Source organism: Pseudomonas sp. SORT22, from assembly GCF_018417635.1.
Lineage (GTDB): Bacteria > Pseudomonadota > Gammaproteobacteria > Pseudomonadales > Pseudomonadaceae > Aquipseudomonas.
Window position 1 is genome coordinate 3,704,995 of the sequence record NZ_CP071007.1, and the last position, 17,069, is coordinate 3,722,063.

19 protein-coding genes are annotated in these 17,069 nt (G+C 64.8%); 11 read left to right on the top strand and 8 right to left on the bottom strand.

The window, feature by feature from the left end; translation table 11 throughout:
- Positions 1-146 precede the first annotated feature (146 nt).
- The 5 genes from JYG36_RS16860 (at position 147) to JYG36_RS16880 (ending at position 5,753) form a co-directional block, all read left to right on the top strand.
- Positions 147-1,268 carry an aromatic ring-hydroxylating oxygenase subunit alpha gene (locus tag JYG36_RS16860; protein WP_045201252.1) on the top strand — a complete coding sequence of 374 codons (1,122 nt, stop codon included), beginning with the start codon at positions 147-149 and terminating at the stop codon, positions 1,266-1,268.
- A 51-nt stretch (positions 1,269-1,319) separates the two neighbouring features.
- Positions 1,320-2,768, top strand: a complete 1,449-nt coding sequence (locus JYG36_RS16865) for an NAD-dependent succinate-semialdehyde dehydrogenase (protein WP_213601729.1) — start codon at positions 1,320-1,322, stop codon at positions 2,766-2,768.
- A gap of 57 nt (positions 2,769-2,825) precedes the next feature.
- On the top strand, positions 2,826-3,797 hold the full coding sequence (locus JYG36_RS16870) for a PDR/VanB family oxidoreductase (protein WP_093384445.1): 972 nt from the start codon (positions 2,826-2,828) through the stop codon (positions 3,795-3,797).
- Positions 3,798-3,949: 152 nt separating this feature from the next.
- Positions 3,950-5,032: a helix-turn-helix domain-containing protein gene (locus JYG36_RS16875; RefSeq protein WP_093384448.1), complete on the top strand. Its 1,083-nt coding sequence runs from the start codon at positions 3,950-3,952 to the stop codon at positions 5,030-5,032.
- Positions 5,033-5,063: 31 nt separating this feature from the next.
- Positions 5,064-5,753, top strand: a complete 690-nt coding sequence (locus JYG36_RS16880; protein ID WP_045201248.1) for a YoaK family protein — start codon at positions 5,064-5,066, stop codon at positions 5,751-5,753.
- Positions 5,754-5,759: 6 nt separating this feature from the next.
- Here the strand turns inward: JYG36_RS16880 and JYG36_RS16885 are convergent, their stop codons facing one another.
- Positions 5,760-6,110: a DUF2322 family protein gene (locus JYG36_RS16885; protein ID WP_045201247.1), complete on the bottom strand. Its 351-nt coding sequence runs from the start codon at positions 6,108-6,110 to the stop codon at positions 5,760-5,762.
- A gap of 219 nt (positions 6,111-6,329) precedes the next feature.
- On the opposite strand from JYG36_RS16885, the gene JYG36_RS16890 reads away from it, so the two are divergent.
- Complete coding sequence (locus JYG36_RS16890) at positions 6,330-6,485, top strand: YceK/YidQ family lipoprotein (RefSeq protein WP_176794274.1); 156 nt, start codon at positions 6,330-6,332, stop codon at positions 6,483-6,485.
- A 12-nt stretch (positions 6,486-6,497) separates the two neighbouring features.
- On the opposite strand, the gene JYG36_RS16895 is transcribed toward JYG36_RS16890, so the two are convergent.
- From JYG36_RS16895 to JYG36_RS16905, 3 genes are read right to left on the bottom strand one after another with little or no spacing between them, the layout of a single operon-like run.
- Positions 6,498-7,322, bottom strand: coding sequence for a methyltransferase domain-containing protein (locus JYG36_RS16895; protein WP_213601731.1), 825 nt, complete (start codon positions 7,320-7,322; stop codon positions 6,498-6,500).
- Positions 7,323-7,348: 26 nt separating this feature from the next.
- Positions 7,349-7,711 carry a DUF1641 domain-containing protein gene (locus tag JYG36_RS16900; RefSeq protein ID WP_195883694.1) on the bottom strand — a complete coding sequence of 121 codons (363 nt, stop codon included), beginning with the start codon at positions 7,709-7,711 and terminating at the stop codon, positions 7,349-7,351.
- Between the two features lie 26 nt (positions 7,712-7,737).
- Positions 7,738-8,928, bottom strand: coding sequence for an NAD(P)/FAD-dependent oxidoreductase (locus JYG36_RS16905; protein ID WP_213601733.1), 1,191 nt, complete (start codon positions 8,926-8,928; stop codon positions 7,738-7,740).
- Positions 8,929-9,127: 199 nt separating this feature from the next.
- Here JYG36_RS16905 and JYG36_RS16910 point away from each other — a divergent pair, with 199 nt between their 5' ends.
- Entirely contained in the window at positions 9,128-9,547 is a 420-nt protein-coding gene (locus tag JYG36_RS16910; protein WP_213601735.1) for an RDD family protein, read from the top strand.
- A gap of 1 nt (position 9,548) precedes the next feature.
- Here JYG36_RS16910 and JYG36_RS16915 read toward each other — a convergent pair whose 3' ends face one another.
- Positions 9,549-9,947, bottom strand: a complete 399-nt coding sequence (locus JYG36_RS16915) for a hypothetical protein (RefSeq protein ID WP_045201241.1) — start codon at positions 9,945-9,947, stop codon at positions 9,549-9,551.
- Positions 9,948-10,086: 139 nt separating this feature from the next.
- Here JYG36_RS16915 and JYG36_RS16920 point away from each other — a divergent pair, with 139 nt between their 5' ends.
- Positions 10,087-11,916: an SLC13 family permease gene (locus JYG36_RS16920; RefSeq protein ID WP_213601737.1), complete on the top strand. Its 1,830-nt coding sequence runs from the start codon at positions 10,087-10,089 to the stop codon at positions 11,914-11,916.
- On the opposite strand, the gene JYG36_RS16925 is transcribed toward JYG36_RS16920, so the two are convergent.
- Both JYG36_RS16925 and JYG36_RS16930 read right to left on the bottom strand, forming a co-directional pair.
- The gene (locus tag JYG36_RS16925) at positions 11,888-12,595 is read right to left on the bottom strand and encodes a DUF3313 domain-containing protein (protein WP_093384474.1); all 708 of its coding nucleotides are present in this window, start codon (positions 12,593-12,595) and stop codon (positions 11,888-11,890) included. The two genes, JYG36_RS16920 and JYG36_RS16925, sit on opposite strands and share 29 nt — an antisense overlap.
- A 2-nt stretch (positions 12,596-12,597) precedes the next feature.
- The gene (locus tag JYG36_RS16930; RefSeq protein ID WP_093384477.1) at positions 12,598-12,909 is read right to left on the bottom strand and encodes a hypothetical protein; all 312 of its coding nucleotides are present in this window, start codon (positions 12,907-12,909) and stop codon (positions 12,598-12,600) included.
- 162 nt (positions 12,910-13,071) lie between these two features.
- Here JYG36_RS16930 and JYG36_RS16935 point away from each other — a divergent pair, with 162 nt between their 5' ends.
- Genes JYG36_RS16935 through JYG36_RS16945 form a run of 3 tightly spaced genes read left to right on the top strand, consistent with a single transcriptional unit; the run spans position 13,072 to position 15,532 of the window.
- Positions 13,072-13,782: a response regulator gene (locus JYG36_RS16935; RefSeq protein WP_283817133.1), complete on the top strand. Its 711-nt coding sequence runs from the start codon at positions 13,072-13,074 to the stop codon at positions 13,780-13,782.
- The gene (locus JYG36_RS16940) at positions 13,779-15,110 is read left to right on the top strand and encodes an ATP-binding protein (protein WP_213601741.1); all 1,332 of its coding nucleotides are present in this window, start codon (positions 13,779-13,781) and stop codon (positions 15,108-15,110) included. The genes JYG36_RS16935 and JYG36_RS16940 overlap by 4 nt, the downstream gene beginning before the upstream one ends.
- Positions 15,107-15,532 (top strand): hypothetical protein, encoded by a 426-nt coding sequence (locus tag JYG36_RS16945; protein ID WP_213601743.1) that lies wholly within the window; start codon positions 15,107-15,109, stop codon positions 15,530-15,532. Before JYG36_RS16940 ends, JYG36_RS16945 begins: the two co-directional genes overlap by 4 nt.
- A gap of 268 nt (positions 15,533-15,800) precedes the next feature.
- Here the strand turns inward: JYG36_RS16945 and JYG36_RS16950 are convergent, their stop codons facing one another.
- Positions 15,801-17,066, bottom strand: a complete 1,266-nt coding sequence (locus tag JYG36_RS16950; RefSeq protein WP_213601745.1) for a DUF4303 domain-containing protein — start codon at positions 17,064-17,066, stop codon at positions 15,801-15,803.
- Positions 17,067-17,069 lie beyond the last annotated feature (3 nt).

Below are 17,069 nucleotides of genomic sequence, written 5' to 3' on the forward strand. Positions count from 1 at the left end.
CCCCGCGATAGCGATCTGAGCCTCGTACAGGCCAGATCGCGGGGCAAGCCCGCTCCTACAACAGCAGTAAATTTTTTTGCCTGATTTGTTAACTGATAGATACGCGTTAACCAATAACTAAAAACCGTGCTTGTGAGACCCCGATCATGAATGACTTCAAACGCCTGCCCGCCGATTTCTGCGCCAACGCCGAAGAGGCGTTCACCATCCCAGCGAGCTTCTACACCCAGGCCGCGGTGTTCGAGCACGAGAAAGAAAACATCTTCGCCCGCAGCTGGATCTGCGTCGGCCACCGCAGTGAAGTGGCCGAGAACAACGCCTACATCACCCGTGAAGTGATCGGCGAAAGCATCATCGTCGTGCGCGGTCGCGACAGCATCCTGCGCGCCTTCTACAACGTCTGCCCGCACCGTGGCCACCAGTTGCTCAGCGGCAGCGGCAAGGCCAAGAACGTCATCACCTGCCCGTACCACGCCTGGACCTTCAAGCTCGACGGTGACCTGGCCCACGCCCGCAACTGCGACAACGTGGTCAACTTCGACAAAGAGAACTCGACCCTGGTGCAGCTGCGCGTCGAAGAATACGCAGGCTTCATCTTCATCAACATGGACATGCAAGCAGGCTCGGTCGAAGACCAGCTGCCCGGCCTGCAAGCGCGCATGCGTGAAGCCTGCGGCGTGATCGACGACCTGCACCTGGCCGCGCGCTTTGTCAGCGACACCCCGGCCAACTGGAAGTCGATCGTCGACAACTACCTCGAGTGCTACCACTGCGCCCCGGCCCACCCGGGCTTCTCCGACTCGGTCGACGTCGGCCAGTACAGCCACAGCATGCATGGCAACTGGACCCTGCAGTACGGCCTGGCGAAACCTTCGGAGCAGTCGTTCAAGTTCGACGAAAGCGTCAAGGACCCCTCCTTCGCAGGTTTCTGGGCCTGGCCGTGCACCATGTTCAACGTGCCGCCAGGAGCCAACTTCATGACCGTGATCTACGAGTTCCCGGTCGATGCCGAAACCACCCTGCAGCACTACGACATCTATTTCCTCAACAAGGACATCAGCGAAGAGCAGCAAAAGCTCATCGACTGGTACCGCGAAGTGTTCCGCCCCGAAGACCTGCGCCTGGTCGAGAGCGTGCAGAAAGGCCTCAAGTCGCGCGGCTACCGTGGCCAGGGCCGGATCATGGCCGACCGCGAGCGCAGCGGCATGAGCGAGCACGGCATTGCTCACTTCCACAACCTGATCGCCGTCGCCCACCTCAACGACTGATACCGCCCGCCGCAGGCCTGACCGCCTGCGGCGCGCTTCGGAGTGCCTTGCGTGAAACTCAATGACAACAAGCTGTTCCGCCAGCAGGCCTACATTGCCGGGCGCTGGTGCGACGCCGATGACCGGCGCAGCCTGCCAGTAACCGACCCGGCCACCGGCGAGCTGCTCGGCAGCGTGCCGCTGATGGCCGGCAACGAAGCGGTGCGCGCCATCGAAGCCGCCGAAGCGGCCCTGGCCGACTGGCGCGGGCGCACCGCCAAGGAACGCGCCCAGGTGCTGCGCCGCTGGTTCGAGCTGCTGCTCGAGCACGAACAGGACCTCGCCCGGCTGATGACCTTCGAACAGGGCAAGCCACTGCACGAAGCCCTGGGTGAAATCCGCTACGCCGCCTCCTTCGTCGAATGGTTCGCCGAAGAAGGCAAGCGCGTCTATGGCGACGTGATCCCCAGCCCCGCCAACGACAAACGCCTGCTGGTGATCAAGCAAGGCATCGGCGTGTGCACCGCCATCACCCCGTGGAACTTCCCGGCGGCGATGATCACCCGCAAGGTCGCCCCGGCCCTGGCCGCTGGCTGCACCATGGTGGTCAAGCCGGCCAACGAAACACCGTTCTGCGCCCTGGCCCTGGCCGAGCTTGCCGAGCGCGCCGGGGTACCGGCCGGGGTGTTCAGCGTGGTCACCGGCGATGCCCCGGCGATTGGCGCGCAGTTCACCGGCCACCCGAGCGTGCGCAAGCTGAGCTTTACCGGCTCGACGCCTATCGGCCGCCTGCTGATGGGCCAGTGCGCCGAGACCATCAAGAAAGTCAGCCTGGAGCTCGGCGGCAACGCGCCGTTCATTGTCTTCGCCGATGCCGACATCGACGCGGCGGTCGAAGGCGCCATCGTCGCCAAGTACCGCAACGCCGGGCAGACCTGCGTGTGCGTCAACCGCTTCTACGTGCACGACAGTGTGTATGAGCAGTTTGCCCAGCGCTTCGTCGAACGCGTACGGGCCCTGGAAGTCGGCCATGGCAGCGCCGTCGGCAGCCAGATCGGCCCGCTGATCAGCGACAAGGCGGTGGCCAAGGTCCGCAGCCTGATCGACGACGCGCTCGGCAAAGGCGCCGAGCTGGTGCTAGGCGGCAAGGCCCATGCCCTGGGCGGCAACTTCTTCGAACCCACCGTGCTGGCCAACATTGGCCCGGGCATGGAGCTGCTCGAAGAAGAAATCTTCGGCCCGGTGGCGGCGCTGGTGCGCTTTAGCAGCGACGAGCAGGTCATTGCCCTGGCCAACGCCACCCAGTACGGCCTCGCCGCCTACTTCTACAGCCGCGATATCGCCCGGGTGTTCAAGGTTGCCGAGCAGCTGGAGTACGGCATGGTCGGGGTCAACACCGGGCTGATCTCCAACGAGGTCGCGCCGTTCGGTGGCATCAAGCAATCGGGCCTGGGCCGTGAAGGCTCCAAGTACGGCATCGAGGATTATCTGGAAATCAAATACCTGTGCCTGGCGGTCTGAGCACAGGTTCCGACACGCGGCAGGGCCTGCCGCGTGCTGTTGCAGTCGAGGTGAAACATGGCCAACAAGTATGAAATGTTCAGCGTGCAGGTAACCGAAGTCGAACAGGCAACGCCGCTGATCAAGCGCTTCACCCTGGCCCGCGAAGACGGCGCGCCGATGCCCGCCTTCACCGGCGGCAGCCATGTCATCGTGCAGATGCAGGGCGCCGATGGCAGCCAGTTCAGCAACGCCTATTCGCTGATGAGCGACCCGCGCGACACCCGCAGCTACCAGATCGGCGTGCGCCTTGAAGAGCAGTCCAAGGGCGGTTCGGCGTTCATGCACCAGCAGGTGCAGGTCGGCAGCCGCCTGACCATCTCCTCGCCGAACAACCTGTTCGCCCTCGACCCCAGCGCCGGGCGCCATGTGCTGATTGCCGGCGGCATCGGCATCACGCCGTTCCTGGCCCAGTTGCACGAACTGGAAGGTGGCGCCACTGATTACGAGCTGCACTACGCCTTCCGCGCCCCGGAGCACGGTGCCTTCCAGCAGCAGCTGGAAAGCGGCCCGCATGCCGGCAACACCCGTTTCTACATCGACAGCCTCGAGCGCAAGCTCGACCTCGCCGCGCTGTGCGCGGGCCTGGCTGACGATGCCCACCTGTATGTGTGCGGGCCCAAGCCGCTGATCGATGCGGTGATCGCCACCGCCGCCAAGGCCGGCATCGGCGAGCAGCGCGTACACTGGGAGCAGTTCGCCGCCGCCCCGGTGACCGGCGCCGCCTTCACCGTGGTGCTGGCCCGTTCCGGCACCGAGCTGCAGGTCGAGGAAGGCATGACCATCCTCCAGGCCATCGAGAAGTCCAAGGCCGCCAAGGTCGAATGCCTGTGCCGCGAAGGCGTGTGCGGCACCTGCGAGACGGCGATCCTTGAGGGCGAGGCCGAGCACTTTGACCAATACCTGAGCGATGACGAAAAAGCCGCGCAGCAGAGCATGATGCTCTGTGTCTCGCGGGCCCGCTCGGCACGCTTGGTGTTGGATCTGTAGGCATCAAGCGCCAAGTTTCAAGCTTCAAGCTGCAAGACAGGTACGCTCAGGCTCCTCTTGCAGCTCGAAGCTTGAAGCTTGAAGCTTGAAGCTTGAAGCTGCCCCACAGGTATACTGGCAGGCTCTTGGCCCCCGATCAGGACACCCTGCCGATGATGGAAAACAGTTTCGCCTTTCGCCTCAAGGAACTGCTCGAGCATCACAAACTGACGTTGCAAGCCGTCGGCACGGCCCTGGGGATCTCGCGCACGGCGGTACACAAATGGACCCGCGGCGGCGAAATCGACTACGACAACCTGCGCAAGCTGGCCGATTTTCTCAAGGTCAACTGGATCTGGCTGCGCTACGGCGAAGAAGCCTTGCAAAACATCCAGCAGCCGCAGGTGGTCGAGCTGCCGATGACCGACCTGCGCCGGCGCTACACCGCCCAGATCATGGAAAGCGAAACGCGCATGAAGCTGGCCCAGGAAGGTGCGCGCATCGTCACCTGGGAGTGGAACCTGATCAGCGACGAAGTCACCTACTCGCCCAACGTCGAGCAGGTCTATGGCTGGCCGGTGCATCGCAACGAAGACTTCTGGGCCCACCTGCCGGCCGAAGACGTCGAGCACATGCAGGCCATGTACGCCCAGGCGGTGGCCGACGGCAGTGGCTGCGAATGCGATTTTCGCATCACCCGCCCCGACGGCGAGGTGCGCTGGATTGCTTCCCGGGCCACGGTGCTGCGCGACAGTGCCGGGCGTTCGGTGAAGATGGTCGGCATCAGCATGGACAACACCGAGCGCAAGGTCGCCGAAGAAGAACTGCGCAACAGTGAAGAGCGCTTCCGGGCGATCTTCGAACTGGCCTGGGGCGCCCTCGCCTACATCGACCCCGACGGCAGCTGGCAGCGGGTCAACAACAGCCTCTGCGAGCTGCTCGGCTACCGCGCCGAAGAACTCTACGGCATGACCTTCCAGCAGATCACCCACCCCGATGACCTGGCCGCCAACCTGCAGTTGCTGCAGGCCATGCTCGCGGGCCAGAGCGAGCGCTACGAGGTGGAAAAACGCGTGCGCCGCAAGAACGGCGAGTACCTCTGGGTACGCGCGCGCACCTCGCTGCAGCGCCGCCGGGACGGTGCGCCGGAGCACCTGATCAGCGTGTTCGAGGACATCAGCGCCGAGCGCTGCGAGCACGAGCGCCTGCAGGCGCATATCGCCGGGCTCGAAGCACGGCTGACAGAAAAACCCTAAGCCCACTCATCGCTTATCGGGAGCGCCAAGGATGCTGCCAGGTTCCACCTCTACTTCTGCCCGGGTCGCGCGCCTGCGCGGCAGGGTCGGCTTGTATTTTGTCGCCGCGCTGTCGGTGCTGGCCGGCATGACCGACGCCATCGGCTTCATGGCCACCGGCGATTTCGTCTCGTTCATGAGCGGCAACACCACGCGCCTGGCGGTATCGCTGGGTGCAGGTGAGCTGGCGCCGATCCTGCGCATTGGCGCGGTGCTGCTGGCCTTTGTCGTCGGCAATGCCCTGGGCGTGGTGATCGCGCGCCTGAGCGGCCGCCGCCCGTGCCCGCTGCTGCTGATCATCGCTGCGCTGCTGGGGTTGGCGGCGTTGCTGCCGAGCACCCTGCAACTGCCGGCACTGGTCTCGGCCGTCACCGCCATGGGCATGATCAACGCCGTGGTTGAAGAGGTGAACGGCCTGCCGATCGGCCTCACCTATGTCACCGGCGCGCTGTCGCGCTTTGGCCGGGGCCTGGGCCGGGCGCTGCTGGGCGAGCGCCGGCAAGGCTGGCGGGTGCAGTTGATTCCGTGGACCGGGATGTTCGTCGGCGCCGTGCTCGGGGTGCTGCTGGAGCAGGCCTTCGATCTGGCCGCACTGCTGTTCAGCGCCCTGCTGGCCGCCGCGCTGGGCTTGATCTCGCTGAAGATCCCGCGGCGCTGGCAGCTCAGGTACATGCCGCGCTAGGCAGATTTACAGGCAGGTGGCCAGGGCCGCCATGCGCCGCAGGGCGACGTTGTCGTTGTGCTTGGCGTAGTAACTGACCGCAGTGCTGGCGCCCTGGGCCTTGATGTCGGCAAAGGACTCCGCCTCACGGGTGTAGACGGTGAAGCCGCCTTGCTTGCCAGGCTCGAGGTAGCCGCTGGCATCGACCCCGAAGACGTCCTCGTCCTGCCAGCCGAACTGGATGCACTGGGCAACCACATCCGCCGCCTTGGTCGAGGTGAAGGCCTTGGTCGGCGCCTGGCCGCGCGCCGCCTCCATGGCCGAAGACGCACACCCGGCCAACAACGCTGCAGCGACCATCGCCATTACTACCCGCATGACTCATCCTCGTCAGAAAAAAGACGTGACTGTAGCATTGCCCGGGCGTCAAAGAGACAACCCGCGCGCATAAAGCAGCGGTTTCATCTGCCAAGGAAGCGCACCATCAGAACCCTCGCCTGCCTGCTGCTCAGCAGCACCCTCGCCCTCTCTGCCTGCGGCTCGATCATGGGTCGGGGCTCGGGCTACTACTCTGAGCGCCCCTCCGATGGCGCCTTCATGGGCAGCCGCTCGAATGTGGCGATGCTGTTCGCCCCGACCTACCTACAGTACTGCTGGCCAACCCTGGTCTGCCCGGCGGCCTTTATCGTCTCGCTGCCGGTGGACGTGACCCTGGACGTGGTGCTGCTGCCCTACGACATCGCCCGGCGCTGATGCCGGGCAAATTCACAGGGTGGCGACAATAAAGGTGCGCTTGAACGGGAACAGCGTGCGGCCGTCGTCCTCCTGCGGGTAGTGCGCGTGCAACAGCTTCAGGTACTTGTCGAGAAAGGCCTGGCGTTCGACCTCGTCCAGGGCAGTGAGCACCGGGCGCAGGGCCGAGACCTTGACCCAGTCGAAGATCGGCGAATTGCCCTCGACCACCTGCAGGTGCTCGGTCTCCCAGATGTCCAGCTCGCGGGTCAGCGGCGCCAGCAAGCGATAGTAACTGTCCAGCGTCAGCACATTGCGCGCGGCCATGAACTTGCGCAGCTCCAGGGTCCCTAACGGCCGGCCACTGGGCCCGGGCTCGCTGAGGGCGCGCAGCATCAACTGGTACCAGGGCGCATCGCGCCAGTTGGGCATGTGCGCAGCCAGGCAGCCGCCCGCCTGCAACTGCCCGAGCAGGCGCGGCAACAGGCTTTCGTGGTCTTCGATAAAGTGCAGCACGGCGGCGGCAAACAGCAGGTTGGCCGGTTTTTGCGCCTGCCACTGGCTGACATCGACATGCAGCCAGTTGACGCTGATCGGCAGTGCCAGTGCCTCCTGGAGCATCTCGACCGAACTGTCGACGCCGAACAGCTCGGCCCGTGGCCAGCGCTCGGCGAGCAGGCGCGTGGCGATGCCGGTGCCGCAGCCCAGGTCATAGATGCATTCGGGTGAGTCCAGGTGCAGGTGGTCGAGCAATTCCAGCACCGGGCGTTCGCGCAGGCGGGCAAACTGCAGGTAGCTTTTGGGGTCCCAGGCGCTGTTGGCGCCGGGTGCGGTGGTGCGTTTACGCGGTTCGAGCATGACGGTGGTCCTCTAGCTCCGTGCGATCAATCCTGTCGTCCAATGACATTCAATACTCTGAGTACCAGGGCAAGCCCTCGACGGGTGTGCGGGTCTCGTAGCAGCAACAGCAGGCCATACAGGCTGGGGGTGGGTTGGTTGCGGGTTTGCGCCGAGGCCATGCGCAAGGCATTGCCCAGGTTCCAGCTCAGGGCCGTGGCCTCCTCGAACAGCCCCGAGAGTTTCTCGACCATGGCCGCATCGAGCAGGTCGACAAGGTCGGCGCTCAGTGACAGCAGGTCGACGACGTTGTCCAGGCGGCCGCTGTCGAGCAGCGGCTGGAGTTTGCGCAGCAGGGCGTCCAGGCCCGGGTTGGCGCTCACTACGGCGGGTGAATCGATAGCATCCATGACACTCGGCTCCTCCCGTTGTCGGGTCAAAGCATTCCACGGGCCACGGCCCAGTACAGGCCGCGGTTGAATCCATTGCGCAGCAGGCTGCCAAGCTTGGTCGGCGGCGTCGGCAGCACGTCGTGAAGGTAGTCGTAGCACAGCGGCATGCCCATCCCCAGGCCCATCTGCGCCGCAGCCTGGACCTTGCCGTTGTACACCGCGCAGGTGCTGCCCAGGCGGATTTCGCCGGCGATGTTGTTGGCGATTATCGGTGCCTGGTTATGGCAGGCGCCGCCGGCCTTGCTGATCGGCAGGTCGACGCTGTCGCCGATCACATACACGCCGTCCAGGCCATAGACCTGCAGGGTTTCGTGGTTGGTCGGCAGCCAGCCTTCGTTGTTCGGCGCGCGCGAGGCGCCGCTGTGCAACACGGCATCCACCGCGCGGATTGGCGGCGTGGCCATGAGAATGTCGAACGGCTGCGCGTCGCCCTCTTCGGAGTAGGCAATGCGCTGTGCGGGATCGACCTTGCCGAGGGTGAAGCCGCGCTGGAAGCGGATGTTCTTCTGCTCGAAAATGCCCGGCAGGATCTCGCCGGTGGGCCGCTGCAAGAACAGGCAATTGCGCAGCAGCTGCGCGGTGCTCGGGTAGGTGTAGATGATCTCGACCTTGTCGCGCACCCCGCGCTGGCGCAGGTAGTCGTCGAGCATCAGGGTGGTTTCCACCGGAGCGATGCCGCATTGGTGCGGCACGTTGGGGGTTTGCGGAAACGACACGGTGATGAAAATCCGCCCCTTCTCGATGCTCGCCAGGCGCCGCGCCAGTTGCCGCGCCGGCTCGTACTGGTAGAAGTGGTCACCGGCCTCCTGCAGGCCCTCGATACGCTCCGGGGCGGGCACGCAGCCAGTGGCGATCACCAGAAAGTCATAGCCGTAGCGCTTGCCTGAGCGGGTATGCAGGGTTTGCCCGGCGAAATCGAAGTGGGTGACTTCCTGCACCTGGAAGTCGATTTCCGGGCGCAGCAACGAGCGCTGCGGGCGCTTGAGCTCGTTTTCGAAGAACTGGTTGAAGGCCACGTACATGAACGCGGGCTTGTAGTAGTGATGAGCGGAATTGGACAGCAGGGTCACGCGCACCTGCTCACTGAGCACTTCCGGGTAGAGCTTGCTTACCAGTTGATTGGCCAGCATCGTACCGCCGACGCCGCCACCCACAATGACAATATGCCTGGCCATTGAGTCGCATCCCTGCTGTGGATCCAATCCACATGGTTAAAGCACCGGCGACAATAAGCAAATACTCCTTGGCTATAAGTGTTAATCCATTGGTGCAAGAATTGCGAGCGCATCAGGGGGTTGCTGCCAATCCAGGCCGTGCGTTAAAGCGCCAGGAATGCGACCATCGCCCTACCTCGCAAGGATCAGCGCAATCACCATGCACGTCTCCCGCACCACCCTGATCATCCGCCGCATCGGCGCCTGGCTGCTCGATACCCTGTTCGCCCTCGGCGCCTGGTTTGTGCTGGCCGTGCTCGGCTATGGCCGTGGCGAAGACGGCATGCTGCTGATGCAGCTGCTGTACTTCCCGGTATTTGAATACCTGATGCGCGGGCGAACCCCGGGCAAGCTGCTGCTGGGGCTGATGGTGATCAACCGCGCCGGCCAGCCGCCGAACCTGTTGCAGGCGCTGGTGCGCGGCATCACCCGGCCGCTCGAGGCCGCCTTTGGCCTGATCGTCATCTGGCTGTGCGCCGAGTCGCGCCATTGCCAGCGGCCCGGCGACTGGCTGGCGCGCAGCTATGTGATCGACAGCCGCGACCTCAGGGTGCTGCGCCAGCAGGCAGGCACCGGCTAACTTACAAAGCCTCGTCGGCGTCCTCGTCTTCTTCGACTTCACGCTTGTTGGCCATGCCGTTCATCAGCCCTATCACCCCCGCCACGTACAGCCCGGCCAGGCACATGATCACCGAGGGCTCGACGCCGAAGATCATCTGCGAGATACCCGCTATCGCCAACACCAGCAGGCCGCCGAAGACGTTGGTGTCGATGTTGTGGTGATTGAGCAAAAACGTACCCAGCAACGCCAGGGCCACCAGGCTGAAGCAAATGGCGATGTAGGAGTAGGCCTTGAAATCCCAGATCAGAAAGACATTGATCGTCGAGGTGTAGTTGATGATGTAGCCGATCAGCGTGATGCAGCCAATGAAACCGAGGGCCACGGCGGTGCCCTTCCAGTTGCTGGTGTTGTGGTCCAAAACGTTCTTCCTTGAATGAGCAAAAATCGGCGGCCACTCTACCACCGATCCGCGGCAATGCCCCGCACGCTGCAGCACATCAACGAACTGGCGCTGATTTTCTGCCAGACTTGCAGCCTTCAGGTATCAGGATGACTGCATGAACCACGATCTGCTCTGGGTACTCGGCCTGCTGTTCAGCGCCGTGGCCCTGTTCATCGCCAACCGGCCACGCATGGACGTGGTCGCCCTGCTGGTGATCGTCGCCCTGCCGCTGCTGGGCATCATCAGCGTGCAGGAGGCCCTGGCCGGTTTCAGCGACCCCAACGTGGTGCTGATCGCCGCCCTGTTCGTGATCGGCGAAGGCCTGGTGCGTACCGGCATCGCCTACCGCATCGGCGAGTGGATGGCCGACCGCGCCGGCAACAGCGAAGCGCGGCTGATTGTCTTGCTGATGGTCTGCGTCGCCGGCCTGGGCTCGGTGATGAGCTCCACCGGGGTGGTGGCGATCTTCATTCCGGTGGTGTTGAGCATTGCCGCGCGCATGCAGGTCTCACCCAGCCGGCTGATGATGCCGCTGGCCTTCGCCGGCTTGATCAGCGGCATGCTCAGCCTGGTGGCAACCCCGCCCAACGTGGTGGTGCACAGTGAACTGGTGCGCCATGGCGAAAGCGGTTTCAGCTTCTTCAGCTTTACCCCGTTCGGCCTGGTGGTGCTGTTGCTGGGGGTTGGCTACATGCTCCTGACCCGCCACTGGCTGGGCGGCGAAGTGCGCAAGGACGGCAGCGCGCAAACCCGCCGCACCCTGCTCGACCTGATCATCGACTACAAGCTCGCCGGCCGCGAACGGCGCCTGCGCGTGCGCCCCGGTTCGCCCTTGATCGGCCACAGCCTGAGCGAACTGAAACTACGCACCGAACACGGCGCCAGCGTGGTCGGCATCGAGCGCCAGCACAAGTTCACCACCCGCGTGCTCAGCCCCGATTCGAGCACCACGGTGCACGAAGGCGACGTGTTGCTGCTCGACCTGTTCGCGCCCAAGGACGACCTGCGCAGCCTGTGCCAGAGCATGCAGCTGGAACCGCTGCACTTCAAGGCCGCCTACTTCATCGACCAGTCCCAGGAAGTGGGCATGGCCGAAGTGGCGGTGCCGCCGGGCTCGCAATTGATCGGCAAGAGCCTGCTGGAGCTGACCTTCCGCAGCCGCTGGGGCCTCAACGTGGTCGGCCTGCGCCGCGACCAGAACGCCATCGAAGATCAACTGGTGGAAGAAAAACTCAAGCTCGGCGATACCCTGCTGGTGATCGGAACCTGGAAAGCCATTCGCCGGTTGCAGACCCAGCCGCGGGACTTCCTGGTACTGAGCCTGCCAGCGGAAATCGACAACGTCGCCCCGGCCGGCAACCGCGCGCCCTATGCGCTGATCAGCCTGGCGGTGATGGTCGGGCTGATGGTCAGCGGCGTGGTGCCCAACGTGATTGCCGCGCTGATCGGCTGCCTGCTGATGGGCGCCGGGCGTTGCATCGACATGAACAGCGCCTACCGCGCCATCCACTGGCAGAGCCTGGTGCTGATCGTCGGCATGCTGCCGTTCGCCCTGGCCCTGCAGAAAACCGGCGGCATCGCCCTGGCCGTGCACGGCCTGGTGCAGATGCTCGGCAGCGCCGGGCCCTATGTGATCCTCGCCAGCCTGTTCGCCATCACCGCGATCATCGGCCTGTTCATCTCCAACACCGCCACCGCGGTACTGATGGCGCCGGTGGCGGTGACCACCGCCGAGCAACTGGGCGCCTCGCCCTACCCCTTTGCGATGATCGTCGCCCTGGCCGCCTCGGCGGCGTTCATGACCCCGGTATCGTCGCCGGTCAACACCCTGGTGCTCGGCCCCGGCCAGTATCGCTTCGGCGATTTCGTCAAGGTCGGGGTGCCGTTCACCCTGCTGGTGATGGTGGTCAGCGTGATCATGGTGCCTTGGCTGTTTGCCCTGTGACGGCGCCGCGCTTCTGCGCCTGGAGGGTTTCGGCGGCCTGGCGCCAGTCCCGCGCCCAGCCATCAAGGACCACCTTGAGGTTGTCGGCGGTCATCACCTGATCGTCGTTCTCCAGCGGCAGGCCGGTGCCCTTGCGCACCACCTCGGCAACCACCGCGCGGCTGCCGCCGTCGAGGAACGCTGCTTCGGTGGCGATCACGCTGTCCAGATCGCGAATACCGACGGCGCTGCTGACTCCGGCGGCCACCAGGGTCACCGGCAGGTATTCATAAAAATGCAGCGCCTGGGTATGGGCGCCCACCGAGGTGATCGCCGGGCGCACGATCAAGGTGTGCGGGCCGGGCTGCTCGACCAGGTTGAGGACCTTGCCCAGTTCGCGCTTGAGCGCCGCATCGTAGTAACGGGTTACCGCCTGCAGGGTGCTCGCCGGAATCTGCGGGCTGGTCTTGGGCATCGGGTAGAACTGGCTCGGGGCAATGTACACCTGGCTGTAGCGCTCCATGCGCAGCTTGGGGCTGACCCAGCGCAGCACGGCGTCGCCGGAAGCGGTCTTGTGTTCGCTCAGCTGGTCGTAGTTGCGCAAAAAGCCCGAGTACTCCTTGGGGCTGACCTTGTTCTGGCTGCAACCGGCCAGCAGCAGCGAGGCGCTCAACAGCGGTACGATCAATTGCTTGCGCATGCTCAGCCTCCGAAGCCGTCATTGGCCGGGCGCGGCGTGCTGGTCGAGCGGTCCACGTGCAGCTCGCCGTGGCTCATGATCCAGTGCACCAGTTCGCCCACGGGGATCTTGTAGCTGTACTCCATCCACTGATTGCTGGTCGGGCTGTAGCGCTCGAAATAATGGCTGAGGAGCATGTGCCTGCCGTCGCTGGACAAACCCAGGCGCGAGTCCTGGTAGCTGAGCAGCGCGTTGCGCCAGAGCTCCTGGGTACGCAGGTCGAGGGTCAGCGACTGGTTGCTGTCAAAGTCTTGGGTCGGGTGGGTGGCCGGCATGGAAAACTCTCTTGAGTGAACTGGCCACAGCCTGCCCCAGGGCTTTTGCTGGCTGATGTCCGCTTTGTGTCGGCCGTGCAGGAATGTTACGAGATTGAAATAAATGACCGGCAGCGCAGAATGGTTTTAGATACGCACTTTTCACGGCCCGTGGACCACAACGTGAGCAGACTGCTGATCGTCGATGACGACCTGGAAATTTGTGCCCTGCTGAAGAAGTTCTTTGTCCGCCACGGCTATGACGTCGACCTGGCCGGCAACGGCGAGGCCATGTGGGCGACGATCGAGCAGCAGCGCCCGGACATCATCATCCTCGACCTGATGCTGCCCGGCGAAGGCGGCCTGAGCCTGTGCCAGAAACTGCGCGCCAACACCGGCATCCCGATCATCATGCTGACCGCCATGGACGAGCTCAGTGACCGCATCGTCGGCCTGGAGCTGGGCGCCGACGACTACCTGGGCAAGCCCTTCGACGCCCGCGAGCTGCTCGCCCGCCTGCGCGCCGTGCAGCGCCGGGCCGGTGAGCAACTGCGCCCGACAAACGAGGAAAGCCGCCCGCTGATTCATTTCGACCACTGGCAGCTGGACGTCACCCGCCGTGAACTGCGCACCCCCGACGGGGTGATGGTGCCGCTGTCGGCCGGAGAGTTCGACCTGTTGCTGGTATTCCTCGAACACCCGCAGCGCATCCTCACCCGCGAGCAACTGATCGACCTCGCCCGTGGCCAGGGCCACGAGGCGTTCGACCGCAGCATCGACGTGCAGGTCAGCCGCCTGCGGCGCAAGATCGAGCCCGACAGCAAGCGCCCGGAGCTGATCCGCACCGTGCGCAATGGCGGTTACCTGTTCAGCGCCAAGGTCAGCCGCTCGTGATCCGCCTCGACCTGCGCCGCGACAGCATCAGCCGGCGCATCGCCCTGACCATCATCGCGGCGATGCTGACCTCGGTGGCGCTCAATGTGCTGTTCGTGCAAATGGCCGGGGTCTGGGCGCGCCCGCCGTTGACCCAGACCGGCCTGCTGGAACAGATCGCCGTCACCACCCGCACCCTCGAAGCAGCGCCACCGGAACTGCGCGCGACCCTGGCCAAGGCCGCCAGCAACCCGCTGCTCGAGGTGCAGTGGAGCCGCCAGCGCGCCGACCTGCAACTGCCCGGGCCGGGCGCGCGGATTACCCTCGAAGAAACCCCGCCGCTGCAGCGCCTGCTGGCCGACAGCCCACGCCAGCTTGAGGGCTTCCAGCCCAGCGACTGGCCGGCGGACAGCGCCGACGCCCATTACAAACTGGTCATGCAGATCAGCGACGGCAGCTGGCTGGCCTTCACCCCGCCATATCGCAGCTGGGGCCTGAGCTCTGCCATGCGCTTTACCATCATCGGCGTGCTGGCCCTGGTTGCCGCGCTGCTGGTGGCCTGGGTCGGCACCCGCCAGCTGGCCGGCCCGCTGCAGCGCTTCGCCCGGGCGGCGCGGCGCTTTGGCAGCGATTTTCGCGCACCGCCCATCCGCCTCGAAGGCCCGCACGAGTGGCGCCAGGCGATCACTGCCTTCAACACCATGCAGGCGCAGATCCAGCACTTCGTCACCGAGCGTACGCAGATGCTCGCCGCCATCTCCCACGACTTGCGCGCGCCCTTGACGCGCATGCGCCTGCGCGGCGAGTTCATCGACGACCCCGAGCAACAGCGCAAGCTGTTCCGTGACGTTGATGAGATGCAAAGCATGATCAATGCCGCGCTGGGTTTTTTCCGCGACGAAACCCGGCTGGAAGAAACCACCCCGTTCGACCTGGCCGAACTGCTGCAAACCCTGATCGACGACTACCGCGACCAGCAGATCGGCATCGCTTTCGAAGGCCCGGCCAACCTGGTGTTCCATGGCCGGCCGCTGGGTTTGAAGCGCGCCGTGACCAACCTGGTGGAAAATGCCCTGAAGTATGCCCGCGAGCCCGAAGTGCAGTTGAGCCGCGGCGCCCATGCCGTCGTCATCGAAATCCGCGACCGCGGCCCGGGCATTGCCGAGGCCTCGCTGGAACAGGTGTTCATGCCGTTCTTTCGCCTGGAGTCCTCGCGCAACCGCGATACCGGGGGTGTTGGCCTGGGGCTGTCGTCGGCGCGCTCGGCGGTTCGCGAACAGGGGGGTGAACTGCTGCTGAGCAACCGCCGGGGCGGTGGCCTGCTGGCGCGTATCGAGTTGCCGCGATGAACAAATTGCGCCTGCCTCGGCTGCAATGGCGTCACCTGGCTCTTGCTCTGTACCTGCTGAGCCTGGTGCTCCCGGCGGTGCACAGCGAGGAGCACAACTGGCTGCGCGAGGAGTACAGCCACACCATCAATTCCGGCTTCATTGCTTGCATCCTGGGCTTGCCGGCGATGCTGTTCGGCTACTTCGCCTGGCTGGCGAACCCCTTGTTCCTGGCGGCCTACCGCACCCGTAGCGACAGGCGCCGGTTGATCTATGCCCTGCTGGCCTTGCTGGCCGGGTTGTCGCTGCAGTGGCAGCCGGTGAGCCTGTATGACGAGGACGGTCAGTTCACCGTTACCGGGTACACCTATGGGTATTACGTCTGGTTGCTGTCCTTTATATGGTTGGGTGTTTGCGGCGCCAGGCGAGCAGGCGCCAGGTGATGTGCTAACAGCCTGATCAAGACAGTTGCTCCCACAATAGATCTGCATGCACCGGACCTGTAGGAGCGGGCCTTGCCCCGCGATCGAGCGCGAAGCGGTCGCAATCCAGGCGCTAGCTGATGTGCTGACTGCACCGGCCTCATCGCGGGTCAAGCCCGCTCCCACAATAGATCTGCATACACCGGACCTGTAGGACGCTGGCAAAGCCCCACAGTGGAGCTGTGTCCGCTGGACCAGTGGCTGCCAAGACAGAGGCAGGTTGCCCGTCTCAGCGTTGCAGCGACTCCAAGGTCAAGCCAGCCAGGTAGGCCACCTTCGGGTCAGCATCATTGAGGCATTCCTGCAGCGCGATCAGGGCCGCTTTCAGCTTGCGCTTGCCCAGTCGACGGTTGTCGAGCACACAGGCGGCATGGCGACGAATGGCGACATGCTCGCACCCCAGGCCGCGCAGCGCTTCGTCGATATCGCTGTTGCTGATGGTGCAGTAGCTGGAGCCCGGCTTGATCACCTCCTCGGCGTCCGCTGCGCACTGCGGGTAACGCTGCAGCAGGGTTTCCAGCGGCCGGTAGTCAAGTACCGACGCCTGCGCGCCCTGATCCCGAAAGGCCCGAAGATTGGCGCAGCAACCCGCCACCGCCAAGCTCGCCAGCGCTGCGTCATCAGCCTGCGCCAGCAACCAGTCGAAATCACCCAGGTAACCCAGCGCGTTGGCGCTCCACCTGCGCGTGCTCGGCTCTGTGCCGTTGACCACTTGCAAGCGCAGCGCCGCGATTGCCGCCGGGTCGGCGACCCCGGCAAGCCCCAGGAGCATCGCCGCCCGCCAGCGCTCCGGGCCCTTGTGCAGCATCTGCACCAGCGCCGCCGTGGCACTGGCACCCCGGGCAATCAGCCAGCGGCAGGCCTCTTCAGCGTCAATCGGCATAGGACGGACAAGGCAGCGCAGGTAATAACTCACCTGCTCTTGCTCTGCCAGCGCGGCTACCCGACGTCGCTCCTGGCCGGTGGCGTCCTGCTCGGGGAAGTGCAGCAGAAACTGGCGCGGCGTCAGGCTTTTGGCCGCAAGTTGCGGCCCGCCGCATTCATCATGGAAGAACACGATGAAGTTCTTGGCCAGCCGTGGGTCTTTAGCGTAAATGCGGTTAAGCGCCTTGGCAGCGCGCGCCACGCTCTTCACAAACCGCTGTTCGGCCGCCGTCCAGGCATCCGGCCCGGCGCGATTGGCGTAAGCCTGCAACGGCGCTTCGAGGGCACTCAGGGAGGGGTTGGCGTAATCGTCCAGCATCCAGTCCCAGCGCCAGTCCGCCGGGTTCCACTGCACGCCCCAGAAGCCCTCCTGCTTGCGCCGCGGATGATCCTCCTCCAGCGCCGCCAGGCTGTTGGCGGCAAACGACGGCAGGTCGATGACCCGCTCCTCTTCGCGGTAGCTGGCATGGAAGGCGGCGCCATACAGCGGCCCGACACCTTCAGCAAGCAGCGCCTCCAGGGTGGCCCGGGCCGACTCGACCAGGCTGTTTTCCAGGGCTTTCCAGTCCATGGC